This is a genomic window from Elizabethkingia miricola (assembly GCF_001675285.1).
GTDB lineage: Bacteria > Bacteroidota > Bacteroidia > Flavobacteriales > Weeksellaceae > Elizabethkingia > Elizabethkingia miricola.
In genome coordinates this window covers 1-23,280 of the sequence record NZ_LSGQ01000008.1, presented here as the reverse complement: position 1 = coordinate 23,280, position 23,280 = coordinate 1, and the positions used below count along the sequence as shown (strand labels likewise).

The 23,280-nt window shown below is 36.1% G+C and carries 20 protein-coding genes and 1 pseudogene; 14 read left to right on the top strand and 7 right to left on the bottom strand.

Going from position 1 to position 23,280, the window contains the following annotated elements; genetic code table 11:
* Positions 1–13: 13 nt before the first annotated feature.
* The 3 genes from ATE49_RS09840 to ATE49_RS09830 all read left to right on the top strand — a co-directional run bounded on the left by ATE49_RS09840 (position 14) and on the right by ATE49_RS09830 (position 3,648).
* Complete coding sequence (locus ATE49_RS09840; protein ID WP_065082033.1) at positions 14–1,147, top strand: HlyD family secretion protein; 1,134 nt, start codon at positions 14–16, stop codon at positions 1,145–1,147.
* Positions 1,148–1,226: 79 nt separating this feature from the next.
* Positions 1,227–2,840, top strand: coding sequence for an MFS transporter (locus ATE49_RS09835; protein ID WP_179195571.1), 1,614 nt, complete (start codon positions 1,227–1,229; stop codon positions 2,838–2,840).
* Between the two features lie 100 nt (positions 2,841–2,940).
* Positions 2,941–3,648, top strand: coding sequence for a class I SAM-dependent methyltransferase (locus ATE49_RS09830; protein ID WP_065082032.1), 708 nt, complete (start codon positions 2,941–2,943; stop codon positions 3,646–3,648).
* A 121-nt stretch (positions 3,649–3,769) separates the two neighbouring features.
* Here the strand turns inward: ATE49_RS09830 and ATE49_RS09825 are convergent, their stop codons facing one another.
* The 6 genes from ATE49_RS09825 to aroB all read right to left on the bottom strand — a co-directional run bounded on the left by ATE49_RS09825 (position 3,770) and on the right by aroB (position 10,260).
* Complete coding sequence (locus tag ATE49_RS09825; protein ID WP_260256173.1) at positions 3,770–4,480, bottom strand: hypothetical protein; 711 nt, start codon at positions 4,478–4,480, stop codon at positions 3,770–3,772.
* 21 nt (positions 4,481–4,501) lie between these two features.
* Positions 4,502–6,535: a methionine--tRNA ligase gene (gene metG / locus ATE49_RS09820; RefSeq protein WP_065082031.1), complete on the bottom strand. Its 2,034-nt coding sequence runs from the start codon at positions 6,533–6,535 to the stop codon at positions 4,502–4,504.
* A gap of 91 nt (positions 6,536–6,626) precedes the next feature.
* Complete coding sequence (locus ATE49_RS09815; protein ID WP_045179223.1) at positions 6,627–7,250, bottom strand: porin family protein; 624 nt, start codon at positions 7,248–7,250, stop codon at positions 6,627–6,629.
* 133 nt (positions 7,251–7,383) lie between these two features.
* On the bottom strand, positions 7,384–8,016 hold the full coding sequence (locus ATE49_RS09810; RefSeq protein ID WP_065082030.1) for a porin family protein: 633 nt from the start codon (positions 8,014–8,016) through the stop codon (positions 7,384–7,386).
* 413 nt (positions 8,017–8,429) lie between these two features.
* A complete protein-coding gene (locus ATE49_RS09805) occupies positions 8,430–9,017 on the bottom strand; it encodes a porin family protein (RefSeq protein WP_065082052.1) in 588 nt (195 codons plus the stop codon).
* A gap of 199 nt (positions 9,018–9,216) precedes the next feature.
* The gene (gene aroB, locus ATE49_RS09800) at positions 9,217–10,260 is read right to left on the bottom strand and encodes a 3-dehydroquinate synthase (RefSeq protein WP_065082029.1); all 1,044 of its coding nucleotides are present in this window, start codon (positions 10,258–10,260) and stop codon (positions 9,217–9,219) included.
* A 126-nt stretch (positions 10,261–10,386) separates the two neighbouring features.
* Between aroB and ATE49_RS09795 the strand changes: the two genes are divergently transcribed.
* From ATE49_RS09795 to ATE49_RS09745, 11 genes are all read left to right on the top strand, one after another.
* A complete protein-coding gene (locus ATE49_RS09795) occupies positions 10,387–11,556 on the top strand; it encodes a proline dehydrogenase family protein (protein ID WP_034867658.1) in 1,170 nt (389 codons plus the stop codon).
* Between the two features lie 91 nt (positions 11,557–11,647).
* Positions 11,648–14,089 carry a replication restart helicase PriA gene (priA, locus tag ATE49_RS09790; protein ID WP_065082028.1) on the top strand — a complete coding sequence of 814 codons (2,442 nt, stop codon included), beginning with the start codon at positions 11,648–11,650 and terminating at the stop codon, positions 14,087–14,089.
* 147 nt (positions 14,090–14,236) lie between these two features.
* Positions 14,237–15,703: a D-alanyl-D-alanine carboxypeptidase/D-alanyl-D-alanine endopeptidase gene (dacB, locus tag ATE49_RS09785; RefSeq protein ID WP_065082027.1), complete on the top strand. Its 1,467-nt coding sequence runs from the start codon at positions 14,237–14,239 to the stop codon at positions 15,701–15,703.
* A gap of 75 nt (positions 15,704–15,778) precedes the next feature.
* Positions 15,779–16,972 carry a glycine C-acetyltransferase gene (locus tag ATE49_RS09780; RefSeq protein WP_034867664.1) on the top strand — a complete coding sequence of 398 codons (1,194 nt, stop codon included), beginning with the start codon at positions 15,779–15,781 and terminating at the stop codon, positions 16,970–16,972.
* Between the two features lie 110 nt (positions 16,973–17,082).
* Positions 17,083–17,538: a hypothetical protein gene (locus tag ATE49_RS09775; RefSeq protein WP_065082026.1), complete on the top strand. Its 456-nt coding sequence runs from the start codon at positions 17,083–17,085 to the stop codon at positions 17,536–17,538.
* 10 nt (positions 17,539–17,548) lie between these two features.
* The gene (locus tag ATE49_RS09770) at positions 17,549–18,040 is read left to right on the top strand and encodes a toxin-antitoxin system YwqK family antitoxin (protein ID WP_065082025.1); all 492 of its coding nucleotides are present in this window, start codon (positions 17,549–17,551) and stop codon (positions 18,038–18,040) included.
* Complete coding sequence (locus ATE49_RS09765; protein WP_065082024.1) at positions 18,024–18,515, top strand: DNA-deoxyinosine glycosylase; 492 nt, start codon at positions 18,024–18,026, stop codon at positions 18,513–18,515. The genes ATE49_RS09770 and ATE49_RS09765 overlap by 17 nt, the downstream gene beginning before the upstream one ends.
* 204 nt (positions 18,516–18,719) lie before the next feature.
* The gene (gene queA, locus ATE49_RS09760) at positions 18,720–19,769 is read left to right on the top strand and encodes a tRNA preQ1(34) S-adenosylmethionine ribosyltransferase-isomerase QueA (protein ID WP_034867672.1); all 1,050 of its coding nucleotides are present in this window, start codon (positions 18,720–18,722) and stop codon (positions 19,767–19,769) included.
* 96 nt (positions 19,770–19,865) lie between these two features.
* Entirely contained in the window at positions 19,866–20,909 is a 1,044-nt protein-coding gene (gene rlmN, locus ATE49_RS09755; protein ID WP_034867674.1) for a 23S rRNA (adenine(2503)-C(2))-methyltransferase RlmN, read from the top strand.
* Positions 20,899–21,774 (top strand): hypothetical protein, encoded by an 876-nt coding sequence (locus ATE49_RS09750; protein ID WP_081278454.1) that lies wholly within the window; start codon positions 20,899–20,901, stop codon positions 21,772–21,774. Before rlmN ends, ATE49_RS09750 begins: the two co-directional genes overlap by 11 nt.
* A 52-nt stretch (positions 21,775–21,826) precedes the next feature.
* Positions 21,827–22,804 carry a polyprenyl synthetase family protein gene (locus tag ATE49_RS09745; RefSeq protein ID WP_065082022.1) on the top strand — a complete coding sequence of 326 codons (978 nt, stop codon included), beginning with the start codon at positions 21,827–21,829 and terminating at the stop codon, positions 22,802–22,804.
* A gap of 371 nt (positions 22,805–23,175) precedes the next feature.
* Here ATE49_RS09745 and ATE49_RS20685 read toward each other — a convergent pair.
* A pseudogene (locus ATE49_RS20685) lies at positions 23,176–23,280 on the bottom strand (IS110 family transposase); the annotation flags it as partial.

The window sequence follows — 23,280 nt, the reverse complement described above, 5'->3', positions numbered from 1 at the left end:
CAAGGATACATATATGGAAAGCAAGGATAATGTACAACAGGAACAACCGACTCAGGGGACAGGAGCAAAAGTGCAAATGTCAACAAGAGTTGAGGAAAAAAAGAAAGCCAATAAAAAAAATAAAATAAGAAGCACTATTGCAAATTCAATTGTATTTATCATTCTTATTGCAGGTTTTTATTGGTTAGTCAGAGAATATTTTCATATCGGAGATAAAGACTATACAGAAGCTGCTCAGGTTGAAGAATTCATTAATCCGGTAAATACAAGAGTGGCCGGATATATTAAAGAAATTAAATTCATAGAACATCAACAGGTAAAAAAAGGTGATACATTACTCATTCTGGATGATCGTGAAATACAAACCCAGCTGGGGCAGGCAGAAGCAGCTTATCAGAATGCTTTGGCACAAAGAAGTGCTACAAGTTCCTCCGTTAATACGATTTCCAATAATGTAAATGTAATGGAATCTAATATTGCCGGTGCTAAAGCAAGATTATGGAATGCAGAGCAAAATCTGAACAGATATAAAAACCTTTTGGCCGCAGAAGCGGTAACAAAACAGCAATACGACCAGATAAAAACGGAATACGATGCACAGAAAGCGGCTTATGAAACCTTGGTGAATCAAAAGCAATCTGCAAATCTTTCTACTACAGAAGTTAAGTCTAAACTAGGAATTAACGATGCAGAAATTAAGAGAACAAAAGCAGCATTGGATATGGCAAAACTTAACCTGAGCTATACTGTAATTACAGCACCTTATGACGGTGTTATGGGGAGAAGAGCAATCTCCGACGGACAATTGGTACAGGCAGGTCAACAGATTGCAACAATTGTTCTTAATGGTCAGAAATGGGTGACTGCTAACTTTCTGGAAGGTCAAATGCCTAAAATTGCTATTGGAAAGAAAATAATGATGTCGGCAGATGCATTGGGCGGACAGCAATTTGAGGGGGAGGTTACAGCTATCTCGGCAGCTACAGGATCCAGATATTCCAGTGTACCTACAGATAACTCTACCGGTAACTTTATCAAAGTTCAGCAGAGAATTCCGGTAAGAATAGAGTTTACTTCAGGCAATGATAAACAAAAGCTTAATCAGCTTCGCGCCGGAATGAACATGATCATTAAACTGAAAGATTAATCTTATTACAAAAGTGAAATGTGAGGTGTAGATTCTGATAAAAGAACTACTTATTCTTCACATTCACAACTTATATAAAATGTATAACAAAGGACTATTTGCTAATTGGGTTCCAAAACCGCTACAGTTACTTCTTATAGCGATATTTTCTACATTCACGATGTCGTTGTCGGGAGTGAATACAGGGAATATTACCTATATGTACAGCAGTATGGGGAGTATGTCGGAATACTTCTCTATGGCCAATTATGCAACAACAATTGGGATGGGGGCAGTAATGCCTCTGGTCATGCGGTTTAAATTTCGTTTTAAAGTCAGAGATAAATTAACATTCGCATTTGTTTTTATTGCTGCGTTAAGCCTGTTCAGCGCTACAACCAATCAGCCGGAACTTATTGTATTTACAGCATTTCTCGTAGGGTTTATGAAAATGTTTGTTATGATAGAATTCTTTCTGCCACTAATGATGATTCTGAGTCCGGACGGTAACAGAGGGAAATTCTATTCTGTTTTCTATCCGTTTGCTATTATTGTTAGTCAGGTGATCAACTATATTTCTGTAGATATTTCTGTACGTTATAACTGGGAGCATTTCTATATACTGACAGCTATAGGAGCCTTGCTTATGGCATTATTATGCTGGATATTCATGCACAACCAGTATTTTTCCGTAAAGATGCCATTGTATTATATCGACTGGCTGAGTGTATTATTGTTTGCAGCAACTTTTCTGTTTTCTGCTTATGTGTTTACATTCGGAAAACAACAGGACTGGCTGAATTCACCTAAAATAATAGATGCCAGCATTGCTGCATTTGCATGTTTTGTAATGTTGGCCTTCAGACAAACAAGATTGAAAAGACCCTATATATCTTTTAAAATTTTTAAAAGAAAAAATGTCTACAGCGGATTATTGATGTTACTAATGTTAGGTATGTTTCTGGCTACCGGAACAGTACAGAATATATTTGCCGTAAGTATACTGGGATATGATCTTGTAACCAATGCAGAACTGAATCTGTGGATGATTCCGGGAATGGTAGCTTCAGGTGTTATGGGTATGATGTGGTTCCGACAGAATATAAATATTAAATTCTTTGTATTATCAGGCTTTGCAGCATTAATCGCTTATTGTATTATCATGTATTTCTCAATGGTTCCGGAGATGAACTTTGAAAGATGGTACCTGCCAATGATCTTAAAAGGTTATGGTATGTGCAGCCTGTATATTACAGTCTGGTTTTACATGATGGATAAACTGGATATTAATGATATGATGGCGGCTATCGGATTGGCACTTGTATGGCGGTCTTTTATCGCAGTAGCTGTTTTTAGTGCTTTGTTCTATTGGTTCCAGTACGATTTTCAGGTAACAAGTCTTGGAGATATGGCAGTATATCTGGATGGTATTAATCTGAGCCAGCCTGTGGCCATGCAAAATCTGAAAGTATTTCAAATCAATGCTATTTTAGCCGCTAATAAAAAGCTTTTTGGATATATTATTATCGCTGGAATAGGGATTATGATCTATGTATTGCAACATGGTTTTGGTAAAGAAAGATTTACTTCATACAACCGTTATGTACGTCTGATTAAAGGAAGAGGACTTATAGCACAACGAAGAAGAAGAGAGCAGCTTATTCTGGAAAGAAGTGCTGAAGGTATAAAAGATGCAGCCGGATCTGCATTTTAGGAAAAAATTCCTTGTTTTTCATGTGAATCCCCAATGCTTCATTGCTGCGGGGATTCTTTTTTTGTAGTTTTGAAGTCTGAACTGATATTAGCTTAAAAGCATGAAAGATTTGATGGGAAAGGCAATCTGGGATTATTTTCATAATCAGAATCCTGAAGATTTGCAGACAGAAACTTCTATTTCGGAATTAGATGACCTACCGGTTGCTTATTTGTTTCGTGATTTTGATGAAATGAATGATTTGGAGCAAGCGGCTCTTGAACTGGCAACAGGAAAAATACTGGATGTAGGAGCCGGAGCAGGTTCACATAGTTTATATCTTCAGGATGAAAGGAGAATGAATGTAACAGCACTGGATATTTCCCCAAAATCTGTTGAGGTTTGCAAAGAAAGAGGTATCAGCAAGGCTGTATGCAAATCTGTTCTGGACTTATCGGATGAAAAATTTGATACCATCTTATTACTGATGAATGGTACCGGAATTTTTGAAAGCCTGGCAAAGATTGATGTATATCTTCAGAAGCTGAAAACTTTGCTTAATGATGGTGGGCAAATCTTGATTGACAGTACAGACATTTTGTATATGTTCGACAGAGATGAAGACGGTGGTGTTTACATTCCGGCGGGTGGTTATTATGGCGAGCTAGGTTATACCGTTCATTATAAAGGAGAGTCCGAAGAGCCTATTACCTGGTTGTATCTGGATTTTAATACCCTGAAAAATGCAGCGGAACACAATGGCTTTTCTATCGAAAAAGTACTTCAGGATGAAGATTCTTTCCTGGCAAGGCTGACAGTTGATAAATAATATCAGCTTACATGTAATGTAATATTTTGTCCAGGTGCTTCGACAGAGAAAGCTGAGAGTAGTGCCTATTGAATTATAATAATAAACCCTCATAGGTATTCAGAACTTATGAGGGTTTATTTTATTTAAAGAACTGTATTATTTCCGGGATTAAATAATAGGAAAGATACTCGTTGTATGGGTTAAAAAACATGATTACTGCCATTACACCAGTAAGAATAGCAGGCAGAATATAAGATTCCGGTTTATAAGGTAGTTTTTTTGGCATCACTAACGCGGAAATTATAGCCAGAACTGCAATACCTAAAGCCATAACAATAAATTCCGGACTATACCGTGAATAGATATGGTAATCTTTATTATAACCTATAAAAGAAGTGATAAGGTACTTTTGGGCAAAGAAATAGGCAATGCCATATAAAAGAACCAGAAATGCCGCGCTATACTTTTTTACTCTAATGAAATTTATAGATACTAGTATGGCGCCGACAATTATACCACAAAAAATACTTAATGCTACAATTGGTCCGATTGGATAAAGTTTAATAGCAGAAGGATCATCTGTAATATTATCCTCCCATTGTTCCTTATCCTCATTGATTTTTGCGATTTCTGCATCTTTCTTTTCCTGAATCATTTTTTGAATCGAAACACTTTCCTGATCTGAAAATTGATTTCCTCTTTCTTTGAGAATTTCAAGTGCCATTTGTACAGCCTCTGGAGTGAAGCGGCTTTCTGATGATATATATTTTTTCAGTTCAGTATCTGAAAATTTTTCTAAAGTACTTTTCTTTACCATAATACTCATAAAAAATGGGCACATAGTGCCCATTTATATAATTGTAATCGGAAATTATTTAATCTCAATTCCGTTTTCTACTGTTTCATCGGGAGTTACGAAAGATAATTTCCCGTCTGGTTTTGTTGTCAGAAGGAACATTCCCTGAGATTCAATACCACGGATTTTTCTTGGAGCAAGATTCAAAAGAATCATAACCTGCTTACCAATTAAGTCTTCAGGATTGAAGCTTTCAGCTACACCCGAAACTACGGTTCTGATGTCTACACCTGTATCTACTTTGAATTTTAAAAGCTTGTCTGCTTTTTCTACTTTCTCAGCTTCAAGGATAGTTGCTGTTCTTAAATCGATTTTTCCAAAATCATCAAAAGTGATTTCTTCTTTCATAGGATTAGCGTTAGGGTTGGTCTTTTTATTATCTTGTTTTGTCTGTTCCAGCTTTTGGATTTGTGCTTCAATTACATCATCTTCAATTTTTGAGAATAGAAGAGACGCCTCATTGATCTGATGTCCGCTGGCAATAAGAACATTATTATTTTCTAAATCTTTCCAGTCTGTTTTAGTAACGTTGAACATGTTCAACAACTTCTCAGAGCTAAATGGCATAAATGGTTCAGATAGCTGTGCTAAAGCAACTGCTAATTGAGCACCTACAAAAAGAGAATGCGCTGCTTTTTCCGGATTATCCTTAATGGTTTTCCAAGGTTCTTCTGTTTGCAGGTATTGGTTACCAAAACGGGCAAGATTCATCAATGCCGATAAAGCATTTCTAAATTCGAATTTGTCTAAGAATTCAGCAATTTCTTTTGCAGCTTTATTTATTTCAGCCAGTTCAGGTGTATTAGCATCTCCTTGTGGAATAACGCCATCATAATATTTATGAATTAATACCGCAACTCTGTTGATGAAGTTACCGAAAATACCTACTAACTCCGAATTGTTTTTGGTTTGGAAGTCTTTCCATGTAAAGTTGTTATCCTTGGTTTCTGGTGCAGAAGAAAGTAGAGCATAGCGTAATACATCCTGTTGTCCAGGGAATTCTTCTACATATTCATGTGCCCATACTGCCCAGTTTCTGGAAGTAGAAATTTTATCATTTTCCAGATTCAGGAATTCAAATGCAGGTACATTTTTAGGCATAATATAATCACCGTGAGCCTTCATCATGGCAGGGAAAATAATACAGTGGAATACAATATTATCTTTTCCGATGAAATGGATCAGGTCGCTGTCTTCATTTTGCCAGTAATCTTTCCAGTCCTTACCATTTTTCTCAGCCCATTCTTTGGTAAAAGAAATATAACCAATAGGAGCGTCGAACCATACATACAATACTTTTCCTTCAGCACCCGGTAACGGAACCGGAACTCCCCAGTTCAGGTCTCTTGTCATAGCACGAGGTTTCAACCCGTCATTTAGCCATGATTTTACCTGTCCGTATACATTCGGTTTCCAGTCATCCTTATGACCTTCAATAATCCATTCGTTCAGGAAGTTTTCATAATCGTTTAATGGAAGATACCAGTTCTTTGTTTCCTTCAGAACCGGAACATTTCCACTTAGCATAGACTTAGGGTTGATAAGCTCGGACGGAGAAAGGGTAGAACCACATTTCTCACACTGGTCACCATAAGCATTTTCGTTGCCACAGTTAGGGCATGTTCCAACGATATAACGGTCAGCAAGGAATTCTCCTGCCTGCTCGTCAAAGTATTGTTCAGAAACTTCTTCAGTGAACTTTTCTTTATCGTAAAGCGTTTTGAAGAAATCTTGTGAAGTTTCATAATGTTTTTTAGAAGTCGTTCTGGAATACTCATCAAATGAGATCCCAAGATCTGCAAAAGACTTCTTAATAATCTCGTGATATTTGTCTACTATATCCTGAGGTGTTACACCTTCTTTTTTAGCACGTATAGTAATTGGGATTCCGTGTTCGTCGGAACCACAGATAAAAGCAACATCTTTTCCTAATCTTCTCTGAAATCTCGCATAGACATCTGCAGGAATATAAACACCTGCTAAATGCCCAATATGAACCGGTCCGTTTGCATAAGGCAAAGCTGCCGTAATCATCTTTCTTGTAGACATTATTTTCTAGTTTTTTGCAAATATACGGATAATGCTAAAGAAAAAGGTCAGGCATCATGCTTGACCTTTACTGTATTTAAATAATAAGTGATTAGAATGCTAAACCTAAGCCTACCTGGAATACGTTATTTTTCGATTTGCTATAGCTGTATCCGATAGGATTGTCTGTTTTACCGATATTCGTTAAACCTGCTACATAACGGGCATTGATCCCTAGATTTGGTGTAATATTGAAACCAAGACCTACTCCTAAACCAAAGTTGAATGTATTCAAATTATCTGTAGCTGTTTTTGTCCAGTCATCTACAGAAACATTACCATTACCATCTTTTAATTTGTTTTTAGCGCTTACCAGAAAACTGAATTCCGGACCTGCTTCTAAATAAAACTGTTGAGTGGCATTGAACTGAAACATAACCGGTACAGAAATGTAGCCTAAGTTGGTACTGTAAGAATTCTGATTGTCTCTTCCGAAAGTTACTTTAGAGCCTAAATCGTTGTAAATAACCTCTGGCTGAATACTGAAATTAGAAGAAAGGGGAGCGTTTAAGAAAACACCAGCGTTGAAACCTATCTTAGACTTTGTATCGCTTAGGCCTCCGTTTTCAGAGATTGAAGAAACGTTCATACCCGCTTTAATACCGAATTTCGGACCTACTTGTGAAAAGGCAAAAGTTCCTGCCAGTAATCCCAGTCCTAAAAATAGTTTTTTCATAAATCAAATTTTAGTTCCCGAAAACCTACAAACCGAATGCCAAAAAATAAGTCCAGATTTCAGGAAATAAAGAAAGCCCGATTAAATCGGGCTTCTTTTATTGAAATCAATAATTGATATTTTTCTTTTCTGATTAGAAAGTGTAGCTCAATCCTAACTGGATGTTTTCATTTCTAGAATCGTTGAAGTATTGACCTCTAGGAGTATCATTCTTACCGATTTTAGTGAATCCTGTTATGTATCTAGCGTTAATACCCCAGTTGTCAGTAATTCTGTAACCTAAACCGATAGCACCTGCAGCGTTGAATCTCTTAAGATCATCCAGAGCTTTGCTATCCCAGCTATTAGTTACGGTTTGACTGCCTTCTTTTAATTTGTTGTTAGCGTTTACTAAGTAACTGAATTCAGGACCAGCTTCAACATAGAATTTAGGCGTTACATTGAACTGTACCATTAATGGAACAGAGATGTATCCTAAATTAGTTTCGTTTTTTATTTTTTCACCATTTACATCAGCAGTAGATTTTGAACCCATGTAGTTGTAAATAACTTCTGGTTGGAAGTTGAACTTGTCAGAGATTGGCATGTTCATGAATACACCTCCGTTAAAACCAAATTTGTGTTGAGTATCGCTGAAGTTCCCTTCTGTAATTCTAGAAAGGTTACCACCACCTTTGATACCAAATCTGATTCCACCATTATTCGTAGTTTGGGCAAAAGCCATTGTACCTAGAACAATCCCTAGGCCTAAAAATACCTTTTTCATAATTTTAAATTTTACTTTACTTTGAGGTCATAACAATTACAAACAAAGTGCCAAAGAGGGTTTTTTGGGTATATAAAAGACGCTAAACATGACGAAAGTCATGTTTTTATACGTTTTAAATTATAGATTCAATATCTTTTTAAGAGAAATTATAATATTATGATAAATAGCCTTAGCGAATTGATACAGAGCAGGGAAAATAAATATAAAAGGATAAAATCTTGGTCATTCGGAAGAAAAATAATCCAATCCGAGTTCTTTGAATTATACTTTCAATTTAGAGTGGAAAAAAATAAAATGTCCAGATTTCAAAATTGATAACAAACTATTAGGTAAAAAAATACTGAAGAGTAGGGAGCAAAAAAAGGACTGTCAACTGACAGTCCTCTTATAATAATTGATGTTGCTTTTTCTTAGAAAGTATAACCTAATCCTAATTGGAAGTTGTTATTTCTTACAGAATCACCGCCGTTATTTTTCACGATATTTGTAAAACCTGCTGTATAACGAGCGTTGATGCTAATGTTTGGTGTAAATCTGTAACCTGCACCTAGCCCCATACCGAAGTTAAAAGTGTTATAACCGTCAGTACCACTGGTGTTCATATTTATGCCACTTACTTTGCTTTTATCTTGTGCATCCACTAAGAAACCAAATTCAGGACCAGCTTCAAGATAGAAATCCGGAGTTGCATTATACTGAACCATCACTGGTACATTAATATACCCTAAGTTTGTTTTTTGATCTGTTACATTTCCAAAATCTTTGAATTTAGCACCTTGCTGGCTGTATACAACCTCTGGCTGAATGCTGAAATCTGAAGAAATTGGAGCGTTCATAAATACACCTGCGTAGAATCCTATTTTAGATTTTTCACCATTTAAGTTTGTTAAATCAGAAAGGTTACCACCAGCTTTAATACCGAATCTTGGACCAGCTGTAGATTGTGCGAATGCCATTGTACCTAATACAATACCTAATCCTAAAAATACCTTTTTCATAATTTTAAATTTTACTTTTTTTAATAATTTTAAACTTAATCTCTTTTTTGATGCTAGCATTATTTCAAATGGAATGCCAAACTTTATTTCTTTTGACAAAAATGTCAAATTACTTTTATAGTTAACATTTAAAACATTGGTAATTACAATGTTTATGTTTTAATTTGGAATAAGTTTAAATAATTGTATAAAGCTTAAATTATGCCTTATAGGCTTCTCGGTAGTACTGAATGGCAGTTTCTGTCTGACTTTTTGTTACCTCATAATCATACAGGCAGTGACCTATTTTATCTATAATTGAGAATTTTATAATACCATTACTATTCTTCTTGTCATTTAGCATCAGATTGTAAATATCCTCATGGCTAAAATTATCAATAGATAGATATGGGTATATTGTTGTAATAGCATTAGTAATTTCTGCTAGAGTAGCTTCATCTATCAATTGGTTAGAGTAGGATAGGTGAGCTTCCATAATCATTCCTGCCGCTACAGCTTCGCCATGTGGAATTGGGGCTTCCTGCTGAAGAAAAAGACTTTCTATAGCATGTCCTATTGTATGGCCGAAGTTAAGCGTTTTCCGAACATTCTGTTCTTTGAAGTCTTGCTCTACCACATATTGCTTAATGTTCATAGAGTCCACTACAAATGGCTCTATATTCTCTGGTGTTAATTCCAGTTGTTTTAGATTGTTCCAATGTTGGTCGGAAGCGATCAGTCCATGCTTCAGCATCTCGGCAAAACCGCTTCTTAGCTCCGTAAATGGTAACGTCTGTAAAAACTTTGGGTAAGCAAATATTTTTTCAGGTAATGCGAAGGTGCCGATAATGTTTTTGTAAAACTGATGGTCTATTCCTGTTTTTCCTCCAATGGAAGCATCTACCATAGACAATAGAGTTGTCGGGATATTAATGAATTTAATACCTCTTTTATATGTAGAAGCAACAAAGCCACCCATATCAGTAATAACACCACCACCAATATTAATCATTAAGGCATTTCTGTCAGTACCGAATTCCGAAAGGATTTCCCATAACTGAGCAGCAGTTCCTATATTTTTTCCTTCTTCTCCGGCCTCAATCTCAATGATTTCGAATGGAATAGTAGTTTCCAGATTTGCCAATACAGCAGGAAGGCAATATTCATGAGTATTTTCGTCTACCAATAATAGAAGCAGGCTAGGATTGATTTTACTAATATATTCGTTAAGCTGGCTGAAGTTGTCGTCTAAAAAGCTGATCATTCTGATTACTAATTTTTATATCATGCAAAAATACCGTTTTTGAATTGAAAAAAGTACTTAAAAGATAGTGTATTGTCCAGCATACTTTTACTAAATTTGCGAATCATAAATTTAATAGAAATAGAGATGAGTATTTTTGATAATACACAGATTGCATTTGCAGATAAAACAACAGACCAGTTGAGAAAAGCATACTGGATGTTCAAAGGTATTGAAAACCCTACACTAACAAACATGGGAGTTTCTATGCTGAATTTTACCGTAAAGAACAACTTTCCTTTTGTAGACGGAATTGTAAAGAAAACTTTATTCGAACAATTCTGTGGTGGTGAAACCCGCGAAGAAAGTATACAGGCGGTAAACAAGCTATGGAAGAGAGGAGTAGGTAGCATCTTCGATTATTCTGTAGAAGGTAAAGAGGATGAAGAAAGCTTTGACAAAATCTGCAATGAGATTAAAGATATTATCAAATTCTCTAAAGGTAATCCCGCGATACCGTTTGTGGTATTCAAACCAACGGCTTTCGGAAGAATAGATCTTTATGAAGAAGTTGGAAAAGGAAGAGAACTTACAACAAGCGAAAAGGAAGAGTGGGAGCGCGTAAGAACCCGTTTTGATGAAGTTTGTAAGTTATGCCATGAAAACAATATTAAAGTAATGGTGGATGCTGAGGAATCCTGGATGCAGGATGCAGCAGATCACCTTACTGAAGAAATGATGGAAAAATACAATAAGGAAACTCCTATTGTATGGAATACCATCCAGATGTACAGAACCTTCAGATTGGAATATATGGAAGGGCACTTGCAAAGAGCTCGTGAAAAAGGTTATTTTATTGGTTATAAAATTGTTCGTGGTGCTTATATGGAAAAAGAGCGCGACAGAGCCATAAGAATGGGGTATCCTTCACCAATCCAGCCTACTAAGCAAGCTACAGATGATAACTATAATGCAGGTATCGACTTTATTATGGGGCATCAGGATATTGTTTCAGCGTTCTTCGGAACTCACAACGAGAAAAGTACCGAGCTGATAATGGATAAGATGAAAGCCGCAGGACTGTCAAACGATTCATCTCATGTATATTTCGGTCAGTTATACGGAATGTCCGATAATATTACGTTCTATCTTTCCAGCTTACATTATAATGTAGCTAAATATTTACCTTATGGTCCTGTAAAAGATGTAGTACCATATTTAACACGCCGTGCGCAGGAAAATACTTCTGTGGCAGGACAGACAGGAAGAGAACTTTCTTTGATTCAGAAAGAAATCGAAAGAAGAAAGAAAAAATAAATAATCTGAAAATCTGAGATTGAGAAAATTTTCTGCTATAGAACTATAGAAGAAGTACTCACTCTCAGATTTTTTATATTTTTAAACAAAAATGATGTTTGCTCAGCTCATTTTACCATTAAATATTAAAGGAACTTATACCTATAAAGTTCCTGTTTTTTTATATGGTAAACTGGCGATCGGAATGCGTGTTGTAGTTCCTTTTGGCGGAAAAAAACTTTATACGGGTATTGTTGCTGAAATTCATGACAGAGAACCGGAAGCATTTTTACCAAAAGAAATTATTTCCGCTTTGGATAATGAAGCTATCCTGCCGGAGGAGCAACTGAAATTCTGGCAATGGGTTTCGGATTACTATTTGTGTAATGTAGGTGAAGTATACCGTTTTGCATTTCCTTCTTCTTTAAAACTGGAAAGCGAAACTTATGTAAAGAGGAATCCGGATGTAGAAGTTGATTATGAAGTGCTGGATGTCCACGAGATACATCTGATGCAGGCATTGGAAGTAAAGTCTGTGATTAATCTCCAGGAACTTGAAGCATTTATTCCCAGAAAAGAGATCATGAAGACGCTTAACAGTCTAATCGACGAGCGTCTGATTGTTATTGATGAGAAAATTAGCGAAAAGTATAAAGCTAAAGAGGTTTCATATATCAGATTGAAAGAAGGACTGCTGGAAAGCGTAGCACTCCATGAAATCCTTTCTATACTGAATAAAGCGCCTAAACAAAAAGATCTTTTTCTGGCCATTCTGGATAAAGCAACATCCGAAGATCCGTTTGTAAAAAAATCAGAACTTTTTGAAGATAAATTTTTCAGCAGTCAACAGCTAAAAGCACTTGTTGACAAAGGCTATGTAGAAGAGTTTTATTTGCAAAAAGATCGTATAGACTCGTATGACGGGGATTTGGAGCAAATAGAACAGCTTACAGATCTTCAGCAAAAAGCTTTGTGGGAAATTGTAAAGCAGTACGAAGAGAAAGATGTTGTCTTGCTACATGGTGTTACGGGGTCTGGTAAAACCCACCTGTATATTTCCAAAATAGAAGAAACGGTAGCTTCCGGAAAAAATGTATTAATGCTTTTCCCGGAAGTCGCATTGACTAAGCAGATTACCCAAAGATTAGAGAAAAAATACGGACAGTTACTCGGTTTTTACCATTCCAAATTAACCGACTTTGAAAAGGTTGAAATTTGGAGAAAGGTGAAAAATAACCAACTGAAAATTGTTCTGGGAACTCGGAATGCACTCTTTTTACCATTTCAGAATCTCGGGATGGTAATTGTAGATGAAGAACACGATTCACAATATAAAACAACAACTGTTCAGCCCTTTTTCAATGCCAAAGATGCGGCAATTGTTTTAGGTAAATTTTACAAGGCTAAAGTTCTGCTGGGCAGTGCAACACCTTCAGTAGAATCTTATTATTCGGCCTTAACCAATAAAATTGGACTGGTAAAATTAGATGAACGTTTTGGCGAAAGCAAGGTTCCTAAGATCAACCTGATTGACTTTAAAGAAGCACAGAATCTGAAAACAACCAATGGCAGCTTTACAATGCAGATGATTATGGAGATCAGGGAGCAATTGGAGCAGAAGAAGCAGGTTATCATCCTTCACAATCGCCGTGGATATGCCAATGTGATAGAATGTGAAAGCTGTGGTTATACACAATATTGTAGCAATTGCGATGTTGTGATGACTTATCATAAAGTATCCAACGAGCTGAAGTGTCACTATTGTGGTCAGAGATCAGCTGTGCCTAAGCAATGTCCATCCTGTCGTTCAGAAAATCTTACTACAAAAGGTTTGGGGATTCAGCAATTGGAAGAAGAAGTTCAGCGTCTATTTCCGGAAGCAGAAGTTGGACGAATGGATCTGGATGCTATGCGGACTAAATTTGCTTACGAGAAGTTCTTCGAAAGAGTAGAAAATCAGGAACTGGATATTATTATTGGTACCCAGATGATTTCTAAAGGACTGGATTTTGATCATGTGGATCTTGTTGTGGTTCCAAAATCAGATGCAATGCTGCATATTCAGGACTTTCGGGCAGAAGAAAGAGCTTATCAGCTTTTCACTCAGATGGCAGGACGCGCCGGAAGAACTTCGCAACACGGAAGAATGCTGCTTCAGACTTATAATCCCTACCAGACCATTTTTGAGAAATTGTCAAAGGATCCGGATCACATATACGAATACTTTATTCAGGAAAGAAACAGATTCTTATATCCGCCTTTTGTGAAATTAATTTTCATAGAATTAAAGCACCGCCGGGAAGATAAAGTAGAAAGAGCATCCCAGTTTCTAGGCTCTGTCCTAAGAAAGTATTTGCCGGAAGAATGTATACTGGGACCAGAAAAATCACAGATTTTCAGGATTAATAATTTATACCAGTATCAGATTTTACTAAAACTTCCTAAAGGAAAAAAATACAATCTGTTCAAACAATTTGTCTCTACTTCAATAGATGAATTCAATGAAATTTCAGGTTACAAAAGTGTGAAATTGAATCTCTATGTCGATTTTTAACTTTTTTTAACAAAAGTTATGAAGCTTTAGTACAGCTCACTCATTGATTAGGCATAATAATTAGTATTTTTATTTCGTTATAAGATGTGGAATATTTATATTTTTTAAATATTCAGCATTTTACATGTTTTTATAAATATTTAATAAATGAATCTAGAGAAACTTATCTCGGGGAACCTAATCCTCTTCACTTCATTTCTTTTAGCACAAACCTCTGCTCAACCATCTGTACAAACATATTATCCGCAGGTATATGCGGAGCAGCAGCTTGTGGGAAAAGAAATGACGGCTGAGAAATCCCTGTTGAGCCCTAAAATTCAGTTAGACACTGAGTTGAACAGAGTTCAGAGTGATCCCGTTCTGCGTTATGCAACATGGGGCTTCGCGGTTTATGATCCGCAAACGAATAAGATGATTACCTGCTACAACGAGAATGTACCATTGGTACCGGCTTCTACAACGAAGCTGTTAACAACCGATACAGCATATTCTCTTTTTGGAAAAAAATTCCAGTGGGTAACTCAGTTGGAATATTCCGGAGAAATTACCCCGGAAGGAGCTTTGAATGGAAATCTGTATATTATTGGTAGTGGAGACCCCAGCCTTGGAACCAATCAGGCAGGAGCAGACTCTTACTGGACAATTATCGCTAATTTTAAAGATGCTTTAAACAGGGCAGGAATCAAAAGAATTAATGGTGGAATTGTAATAGAATCAGGGATTTTTAAAACATCCGAAACAATTCTTCCGCCAAATATCGTATGGTTAGAACACAATAACTATTATTTGCCTGTAGGGAATACCCAGAACATAAATCCTCAGAACGAAAAAATGGTGGTTAAAGCCAAAAGACCATCATCCGGAGAGAAAAGCTATTTCTATATTTCGCCATATAGCAAGCAGCTGGTTTATGCAGATAAGTTTGAAGGAAATACATACTTACAAGGGAAATTACCTGATGCTCCAGCTTATCTGGCTAATAATCTTAAATCTTCTTTAATTAAAAGCGGAACGGCTGTAACGGGTGCAGTAACTACGCGTACTGTAGATACTAATCCTGAAGAAAGAGTTTTTCTTGCAGAACAAAAATCTCCGACACTGGAAGATATAATATATTTTACCAACCAGAACAGTAATAACAGATATGCCGAGGCATTGATGCGTATTTCCGGGTTTTATACCAATGGGGATCTTTCGCTGGAGTCTGGTAAAAGTGCTGTTGTAAGTCATTTGGGAGCTATAGGTTTTGACTTTGCAGGACTGAATTATGCAGATGGAAGTGGTCTTTCTAAAAGTAATACTGTAACACCTTTGGCACATGTGAAATTTTTGGCACAGCTAATGAAACAGCCCTATTTCAAAACTTATTTTGATTCATTGCCTATTGCCGGAAATTCAGGAACACTGAAAAAAATGTTCTTGTATAATGAAGCTAACGGACAAATTTTCGCCAAAACAGGAACACTGAACAGGGTGAAAACACTTGCAGGCTATATTAAAACGAGAACAGGGAAGACACTTACATTCTCATTACTCATTAATAATTATAGTGGTTCAGTCGATCAGGTAAAACGAAAAATGGAACAATTGCTGGAACCAACATTACAATTATAAAATTTTCTTAAATACATACGAAAGCCTTCTTTACTGGAGGCTTTTTTTATAAATTAGCGTCTCAAATTTAATAATATGATTAGCCCAAAATTTTTAGAGAATCTTCAAAACGAATTGGCACAGATTGATGCTGACGGACTATACAAAAGAGAAAGAATTATTACCTCTTCGCAGGATGCGGAAATAGTAGTAAATAATAAGACCTTATTAAATTTCTGCGCAAACAACTATTTAGGATTAGCGAATAATCCGGAAGTTGTAAAAGCTTCTCAGGCTGCAATGGATACTCATGGATACGGAATGGCTTCAGTAAGATTTATTTGCGGTACACAGGATATTCACAAGAATCTGGAAAAGAAGATTTCTGAATTTTTAGGAACAGAAGATACAATACTTTATGCAGCATGTTTTGATGCTAATGGTGGGGTTTTCGAACCTTTGTTTACAGAACAGGATGCGATTATTTCGGATGAATTAAACCATGCTTCAATTATTGACGGGGTTAGATTATGTAAAGCTGCCCGTTACAGATATAAAAACAATAACATGGAAGATCTGGAAGCACAATTAATAGCTGCTTCTGAAAAAAATCACAGATTTAAAATTATTGTAACTGACGGTGTTTTCTCTATGGACGGTATTGTTGCTGACCTGAAAGGGGTTTGTGATCTTGCTGACAAGTATGATGCATTGGTAATGGTGGATGATTCTCATGCTACTGGTTTCATTGGCAAAACAGGCCGTGGAACTCATGAAGCAAATGATGTAATCGGAAGAGTAGACATTATTACATCTACATTAGGTAAAGCTTTAGGTGGTGCTCTTGGTGGTTTCACATCCGGTAAAAAAGAAGTTATCGATATGCTGCGTCAGCGTTCAAGACCATATTTATTCTCTAACTCATTAGCGCCTGGTATCGTAGGAGCTGCAACTAAGGTATTGGAATTAATTTCTGATGATACTTCCAGAAGAGACAGAGTAATGGAAAATGCACAGTATTTCCGTACTAAAATGCAGGAGGCAGGTTTCGATATTCCTGAAGGAGATGCTGCTATTGTTCCGGTTATGTTGTACGATGCTAAGCTTTCTCAGCAAATGGCTGATAAGTTATTGGATGAAGGTATTTACGTAATTGGTTTCTTCTATCCGGTAGTACCAAAAGGTAAAGCTAGAATCAGAGTACAATTATCTGCTGCACATACACCTGAACATTTGGATAAAGCAATTGCTGCATTCACTAAAATTGGTAAAGAACTAAGAGTTATCTAAATTTAACTCGGTCTTAAATATATTGATCCCCACAGAAATGTTGGGGATTTCTTTATTCTATTGTTGTAGAATTGAATTATTTTACTATTTTTATTCTATTCAAGTAGAATATGAATAAGCTTTTTTCTTCATTGATTGTGTTAACTTTATTGTTCTCCTGTGGGATTAACAAAAGAGATCGTGCAAAGCAAAGGCATGGGTATTGGAATGAAACAAAACCTGCGGCCGGCGGAATGTTAACGAGTAAAGGACGATACCGGCATGGTGAACAAAAAGGGAAGTGGCTTTATTCCTTTGGAGATACTTTATATCAAAAGGACAAGATCAGGAAGAATATTATTACCACAACTTATTACTATCCGGATAAATTGCTGATGGCTAAAGGGCAGTCCAGGCTGGATATAACAAAAGATGGGAAAAGGCATTGGTATAAATTTGGACCATGGCATGAATATGATTCAAAAGGCAATCTACTTTGGATTAAATATTACAAAGAAGGCCATTTATACCAGTACCAGGAAGGAGGTATAATGAAATACGATGTGAAGAAATTTTACGGACACTAAATTTATTAATATGAATATTAAAGATCTACTACTATTGACTGTTTTAACTGTGGCAAGTTGTTCTACCAAATACAATCAATATGATGCCAGACACCAACGACATGGAAAGTGGAAAGAAACATTGCATACGGGTGATGGAGATATGCTGGCGACAGGTAAATATAGAAATGGAGAAAAAATTGGAAAATGGACCTATAAATATGGTGATAGATTATATGAAACGGAGAAATTTAAAAAAGAAACATCAGTAACCAAATCTTATCATTCAAATGGCAGATTATCTGCTATAGGAATGTCCAGAACTAATATTACTGATCAATACCGGAATTGGTATAAATATGGAGTATGGAAATATTATGATGAAAGTGGTAAATTAGCTAAAGAAATTGACTTTAATAAGGCTGCTAAAGAAACAACTAAAGAAGTTGATCAGGCAGGGAACAAAGAACTGCAGGATAATATGAAAAAGATAAATAAAGCATTGAATGGAGGATCGAATTAATTCATTTCCACCTTTTATAGATAAAGACTCAAAAATTCTGGTTTTGGGGTCCGTACCCGGAGTAAAATCTCTGGAGATGCAGCAATATTATGCACATCCGCAAAATCATTTCTGGAAGATTATGTTCCATCTGCTGGCTGAGCCTGTGACTTCTGATTATAAAGAAAAGGTAGCTATGCTTCAGCGAAATGGAATTGCAGTATGGGATACGATAGAAAGCTGTGTGAGAAAAGGAAGTAAGGATACCGATATAAAAAATGAAGAAGCAAATGACATCGCAAAACTTTTAAAAGAGTTTCCAAATATCAGGGCTGTTTTCTGTAACGGACAGAAAGCTTTCAAAAATCTTAGTAAACAGCTAAAAAATAAAGAAGTGGGGATTAATTTTTATGGATTACCCAGTACAAGTCCACTTCATACTGTCGGATTCGAAAAGAAACTTCCGGAGTGGGAACAGATTCTTCAATACCTGTAAATTTTGACGTTTCAGAATCTATAAAGCTAACCACCAGCCTTATAGATCTCAAAAGTCTGTAAGGTTTTTTGCTTTATATGTGTTATTAGAGGCCAACCAGAGAGGTTATAAAATCTTTAATTCTCAAAGACTTGACAAAGGGGTATTCGATGTCGTATATTTGCAGTCTGAAATTTTTTAACTGTAACATACGATTTTATATAAATGAAAACTTCTGATTTTAATTTTAACCTACCTGATCATCTTTTAGCTGAACACCCATCCGAAAACCGTGATGAAGCAAAATTGATGGTTTTAGACCGTAAAACTCAAACAATCGAGCACAAGCTTTTTAAAGATGTAATCGATTATTTTAACGAAGATGATTTATTTATCTTCAACAATACAAAAGTATTCCCGGCTCGTCTTTATGGAAATAAAGAAAAGACAGGTGCTAAAATTGAAGTATTCTTACTTCGTGAATTAGATCGTGAAGCTCGTGTATGGGATGTATTAGTAGATCCGGCAAGAAAGATAAGAATTGGTAACAAACTTTTCTTTACAGAAGACGAAAGCTTGGTTGCTGAAGTTATCGATAATACAACATCAAGAGGTAGAACACTTCGTTTCTTATTCGATGGTAGCTACGAAGAGTTCAGAGCTAAATTAACTGAACTTGGAGAAACTCCACTTCCTAAATACATCAAAAGAGATGTTGAACCAGAAGATGCAGAGCGTTACCAGACAATTTATGCAGAAATAGAAGGAGCTGTAGCAGCACCAACTGCAGGACTTCACTTCTCCAAGCATTTGATGAAGAGAATGGAGATTAAAGGAATCAACTTTGCAAATGTAACATTACACGTTGGTTTAGGAACTTTCAACCCTATTGAGGTAGAAGACCTTTCTAAGCACAAAATGGAATGTGAGCAGGCTATCATTACTCAGGATAACGCAGATATCATTAATAAAGCAATCGAAGAAAACCGTAGAGTGTGTGCAGTAGGAACAACTACTATGCGTGCTATCGAGACTTCGGTTTCTACAAACAGAAGACTTAGTGCTTACGAAGGATGGACTAACAAATTTATCTATCCTCCTTACGATTTTGGTATTGCAAATGCAATGATTACCAATTTCCACACACCAAAGTCTACATTAATTATGATGATCGCTGCTTTTGCAGGTAGAGATTTTGTAATGCAAGCATACGAAGAAGCTATTAAGAATGACTACAAGTTCTATTCTTATGGTGATGCAATGCTTATTCTTTAATAAAGACTAAAATAAACAGTTGGCAGTAGCAGTATTTTACTGTGCATTGCCAACTGTTTGCTTTTTTATACTATACAACTGACAATTGTCAACTCAATGAAAGACATCCGCACACTTTCCCTGGACCAGCTAAAAGAATACTTTGTATCGCTTGGAGAGAAGCCTTTCCGCGCGAAACAGGTTTATGACTGGTTATGGTCCAAAAACCTGCACTCTATAGACGAAATGACCAATCTCTCGAAGCCTTTGAGAGAAAGAATTGCACTGGAGTATACGATTAATCCGGTATCTGTAGATTTAATGCAGAAAAGTACAGACGGAACTATTAAAAACGGAGTAAAGCTACATGATAACCTGATGGTAGAAAGTGTGCTTATTCCTACAGAAACCAGAACTACTGCTTGTGTATCTTCACAGGTTGGCTGTTCATTGAACTGCGAATTTTGTGCTACAGCGAAACTAAAACGTATGCGTAATCTTGAAGTTGCCGAGATCGTGGATCAGGTAGCTTTAATAGACAGACAAAGCCGTTTATATTTCGACAGGCCGCTTTCCAATATCGTATTTATGGGAATGGGAGAGCCTATGATGAATTATAAAAACGTTGTGGAAGCCATTCATAAAATTACCAAGCCCGAAGGTTTGGGAATGTCACCGAGAAGAATTACCGTTTCTACATCCGGTATACCGAAGATGATCAAGATGCTGGCGGATGAAGAGCTAAAAGTAAAATTAGCACTTTCCCTTCACTCAGCGATTGAGCATAAGCGTAATGAGATTATGCCATTCTCGGATAAGTTTCCTTTAACCGATATTATGGAAGCTTTGCAATATTGGTATCAGAAAACAGGATCCGTAATTACTTTTGAATACTGTGTATGGAAAGGAATTAATGATGGTGATGAAGATATTAAAGCGCTGATTAAATACTGTCGACAGATTCCTTCTAAAGTTAATCTTATTCAGTACAATCCGATTGGTGAAGGTAAATACGATCACAGAAGTATTGCTGCTGAAGAAAAGTATGTTCGCGAATTGGAAAAAGCAGGTATAACTGTAATGGTAAGAAAAAGCCGTGGTGGTGATATCGATGCAGCTTGTGGTCAGCTGGCCAACAAAACAACTGAAAGTGAAGCTTAAATACCTTTTCATAGCTTTGGTAATGGCTCAGGTTTCCTTTGCACAGGAAGTCCGGACCTTAAAGCTAAAGCCTTTTGAAAAGACTCTTATCTCTGATACACTAAAAGAAAGTTCGGGTTTAACCATTATAAAAGGAAAGCTGCTAAGCTTTAATGATAGTGGTAATCCTGCCGAAATCTATGAGCTGAACCCAAATAACGGTAGCATTGGTAAAACTTATAAAACTAATGCTGTAAATATAGACTGGGAAGCAATAACCAATGACAGCGAAAATATCTATGTAGGTGATTTTGGCAATAATCTGGGAAACAGAAAGGATCTCACTATTTATAAAATTCCTTTCAATCCGGAAACTGAAAACCTGACATATACTTCCAGAATTAATTTCTTCTACCCGGAACAACAAGATTTTTCATCCAGAAACAGGAATAATGATTTCGATGCAGAAGCCATGATTTTCCTGAATGGAAAGATCCATCTGTTCACCAAAGAGTGGAAGAGCAAATCAGTATCTCATTATATTATAGATCCAACCACCGAAACCCTGCAGCCTGCACAAAAAACAGAATCTTATCAATCCGATTTTGTAGTGACAGATGCTTCTTATTATCAGGGAAAACTATACCTTATTGGCTATACTAAAGGAGCTAATATCTATTTATTATCCTGTGAAGAAACTGCCCCAGGAGTGTTTTTTAGCGGGAAAATACAGAAGTATTTTTTAGGAATGGCTACACGCTTCGGGCAAATAGAAGGGTTAACAGCTACAGAAGAAGGTTTGTATATTTCCGGAGAGCAATTCAGATTTAAAATCATTAATGCCAGACAACGATTATATTTCTTACCATTTAAAGAACTTAATTGATTATATTTGTCTTTCGAAAATTTAACATCACCCAGATTTAACCAGCGATCCAGTGGCTAATATTGTAGAGGAAATCAAAAGTCCGATAAAAGAAAACATGAAACTTTTTGAAAAGAAGTTTTATGAATCTATGAAAAGTAATGTTTCATTATTGGATAAAGTGACGCAGTTTATTGTAACCACCAAAGGGAAACAAATGCGTCCTATGTTTGTATTTCTGTGCGCTAATCTGGTAGGAGAGGTAACCGAAAAAACCTACAGAGGGGCTTCCATGATAGAGCTTATTCACACGGCTACTTTGGTACACGATGATGTAGTGGATGAATCTTTCAAACGTCGTAATTTTTTCTCTATCAATGCACTTTGGAAAAACAAAATTGCCGTTTTAGTAGGTGATTATTTACTTTCGAAAAGTGTATTGCTTTCTACAGACAACAAGGATTTCGATTTGTTGGCAGTAATCTCCAGAACAATAAGGGAAATGGCAGAAGGAGAACTTCTTCAGCTGGAAAAAGCCCGTAAGCTGGACATTACGGAAGATGTTTATTACGAAATTATCCGTCAGAAAACAGCTACGCTTATTGCGGCTTGTTGTGAAGTAGGTGTCCGCTCTAATAATGTAGATGAAGAGATAGCTCTTAAAATGCAGCAATTTGGTACTTATACCGGAATGGCTTTCCAGATTAAAGATGATTTATTCGATTATCTGAGCAGCAACATTATAGGTAAGCCTGTAGGAATTGATATCCAGGAGCAAAAAATGACATTGCCGTTAATCTATACATTGAGAACAGCTGATCCGGAGAAACGTAAATATTTTTTCGAAACGATTAAACGTTATAACAAGAAACCTAAGCGTGTTAAAGAACTTATTGAGTTTGTGAAAACTTCTGGTGGTCTTGATTATGCAATTGGTGTTATGAAGGATTTCCAACAAAAAGCTGTAGATATTCTGGATACTTTCCCGGATTCTGAAGCAAAGAAATCTTTACGTCTGATGCTGGATTACGTTATCGAACGTAAATTCTAATTTTTCTATAATTTATAAATCAAAATAGTACAATCTATTAATGTTAAGCTCTTCGGCTATGCCCAGAGTGTGACATAATAGGTTCTAAATTTAATTATCCCTGCCAAGGTTCCAAACCATGACAGGGTTTTTTATAACTTTTGGTTTGTATCAAATGCTTATTTAGAATTTAGAAATACAAATAGAGTATTTTCTATAACATCAAATTTTATCTCAATAAATTGCTGTACACAGTGTCACTCTGAGCGTAGTCGAAGAGTATTCTGATGGTCTATTATTAAATCAAATAATTTATTAGCCTTGTCAAGGTTTTAAACCTTGACATTCTATGTTAATTAGCAAGTTTTAAAAGTTAAAATATTCATATTTCATTAATAATTGAGTTGATATTGTATTTTACTATTTATAATTCCAAAAGCCTGTCTTAACAACTTATTACAAACAGCGATTAATGCCACTTTTTTACACTTTTTCTT

Bases quoted from the DNA above. Each gene is read 5' to 3' on its own strand.
- aroB (WP_065082029.1), bottom strand. From the start codon at position 10,260: ATGATCAGCTTTTTAGACGACAACTTCAGCCAGCTTAACGAATATATT.
- ATE49_RS09835 (WP_179195571.1), top strand. From the start codon at position 1,227: ATGTATAACAAAGGACTATTTGCTAATTGGGTTCCAAAACCGCTACAG.
- rlmN (WP_034867674.1), top strand. From the start codon at position 19,866: ATGAAAGACATCCGCACACTTTCCCTGGACCAGCTAAAAGAATACTTT.
- ATE49_RS09780 (WP_034867664.1), top strand. From the start codon at position 15,779: ATGATTAGCCCAAAATTTTTAGAGAATCTTCAAAACGAATTGGCACAG.
- ATE49_RS09840 (WP_065082033.1), top strand. From the start codon at position 14: ATGGAAAGCAAGGATAATGTACAACAGGAACAACCGACTCAGGGGACA.
- ATE49_RS09765 (WP_065082024.1), top strand. From the start codon at position 18,024: ATGGAGGATCGAATTAATTCATTTCCACCTTTTATAGATAAAGACTCA.
- queA (WP_034867672.1), top strand. From the start codon at position 18,720: ATGAAAACTTCTGATTTTAATTTTAACCTACCTGATCATCTTTTAGCT.
- ATE49_RS09805 (WP_065082052.1), bottom strand. From the start codon at position 9,017: ATGAAAAAGGTATTTTTAGGATTAGGTATTGTATTAGGTACAATGGCA.
- dacB (WP_065082027.1), top strand. From the start codon at position 14,237: ATGAATCTAGAGAAACTTATCTCGGGGAACCTAATCCTCTTCACTTCA.
- ATE49_RS09810 (WP_065082030.1), bottom strand. From the start codon at position 8,016: ATGAAAAAGGTATTTTTAGGCCTAGGGATTGTTCTAGGTACAATGGCT.
- ATE49_RS09815 (WP_045179223.1), bottom strand. From the start codon at position 7,250: ATGAAAAAACTATTTTTAGGACTGGGATTACTGGCAGGAACTTTTGCC.
- ATE49_RS09825 (WP_260256173.1), bottom strand. From the start codon at position 4,480: ATGGGCACTATGTGCCCATTTTTTATGAGTATTATGGTAAAGAAAAGT.
- metG (WP_065082031.1), bottom strand. From the start codon at position 6,535: ATGTCTACAAGAAAGATGATTACGGCAGCTTTGCCTTATGCAAACGGA.
- priA (WP_065082028.1), top strand. From the start codon at position 11,648: ATGATGTTTGCTCAGCTCATTTTACCATTAAATATTAAAGGAACTTAT.
- ATE49_RS09795 (WP_034867658.1), top strand. From the start codon at position 10,387: ATGAGTATTTTTGATAATACACAGATTGCATTTGCAGATAAAACAACA.
- ATE49_RS09775 (WP_065082026.1), top strand. From the start codon at position 17,083: ATGAATAAGCTTTTTTCTTCATTGATTGTGTTAACTTTATTGTTCTCC.
- ATE49_RS09830 (WP_065082032.1), top strand. From the start codon at position 2,941: ATGAAAGATTTGATGGGAAAGGCAATCTGGGATTATTTTCATAATCAG.
- ATE49_RS09770 (WP_065082025.1), top strand. From the start codon at position 17,549: ATGAATATTAAAGATCTACTACTATTGACTGTTTTAACTGTGGCAAGT.